We start from the raw sequence: 1,133 nt of genomic DNA on the forward strand, positions 1-1,133 counted from the left end.
AACACCCGCAACGGCCTCGTCACGACCTACAACAGCCTGCTGACCCAGATCGACCAGATGGCCGCCGATTCCGGGTTCAACGGCACGAACCTGCTCGCCGGCGATACCCTGAACATCAGCTTCAACGAGAAGGGGACTTCGTTCCTGAAGGTTCAGGGCTCTTCGGTCACCTCCTCGTCGCTTGGTTTGTCGGCCATTGGCCAGGTCGACTTCCAGGACTCGAACTCGATCAACAGCGTCATGTCGACGATCACCAGCGCGTCGAACTCGCTCCAAGGCCAGGCGTCGTCGCTGGGCGCGAACCTGGCGGTGGTGCAGAACCGCCAGGACTTCACCAAGCAGATGATCAACGTGCTCGACACGGGCGCGGCGAACCTGACCAATGCCGACCTGAACGAGGAGGCGGCGAACTCGCAGGCTCTGTCGACCCGCAACTCGCTCGGCATCTCGGCGCTCTCGCTCGCCAACCAGGCGCAGCAGGGCATCTTGCAGCTCCTGCGCGGCTGACGTCGCACGCAATCGGCGCGTCGAAGCGGCCGGGGCCCTCGCCCCGGCCGCTCTTCTTTTTGGAACGGAGAATGGCAGAGTCTACGGCACACCCTTTCTGAAAGGTCGCGAAGCGATCTGGTTTCCGCCTATGGCCACACATCGCACTGGCGCGAGAACTTTCTCACGAGGCGCGTTCCGGATCTCCTAGGACCCACCGCACGACTTTAATGATTTGTAGATCATGTCGCCCAAATCCCGTAGATGACGGAGCATTCGAACATCGCAGTAAGGACTGGGCAAGGCTGCAGGCCCGAAGATGAACTCGCCTTCGAAACACGAAGGTCTGCAGATCAATAGGATCGCCCCAATGTCTTCCGGCATCACGCTTTCGGCTGCCACGCGCCAGAACCTCCTGACGCTCCAGGACACCGCCGACCTGCTCTCGACCACCCAGAGCCGCCTCGCCTCGGGCAAGAAGGTCAACAGCGCCCTCGACAACCCGAGCAACTTCTTCACCGCCCAGGGCCTGTCCTCGCGCTCCTCGTCGCTCACCAACCTGCTCGACGCGGTCTCGAACGGCGTCCAGACAATCCAGGCGGCCAATACCGGCATCACCAAGCTGCAGGGCCTGACCGACCAGCTCA

At 62.2% G+C, this 1,133-nt stretch carries 2 protein-coding genes; both read left to right on the forward strand.

Going from position 1 to position 1,133, the window contains the following annotated elements:
* The coding region (locus A5481_RS31205; protein ID WP_048437720.1) for a flagellin at window positions 1-507 on the forward strand (507 nt) is incomplete at its 5' end.
* A 349-nt stretch (window positions 508-856) separates the two neighbouring features.
* Window positions 857-1,133: flagellin N-terminal helical domain-containing protein (locus tag A5481_RS31210; protein WP_483428643.1), on the forward strand; the 277-nt coding region annotated here is incomplete at its 3' end.

This window comes from Methylobacterium platani (genome assembly GCF_001653715.1).
Taxonomy (GTDB): Bacteria; Pseudomonadota; Alphaproteobacteria; order Rhizobiales; family Beijerinckiaceae; genus Methylobacterium; species Methylobacterium platani.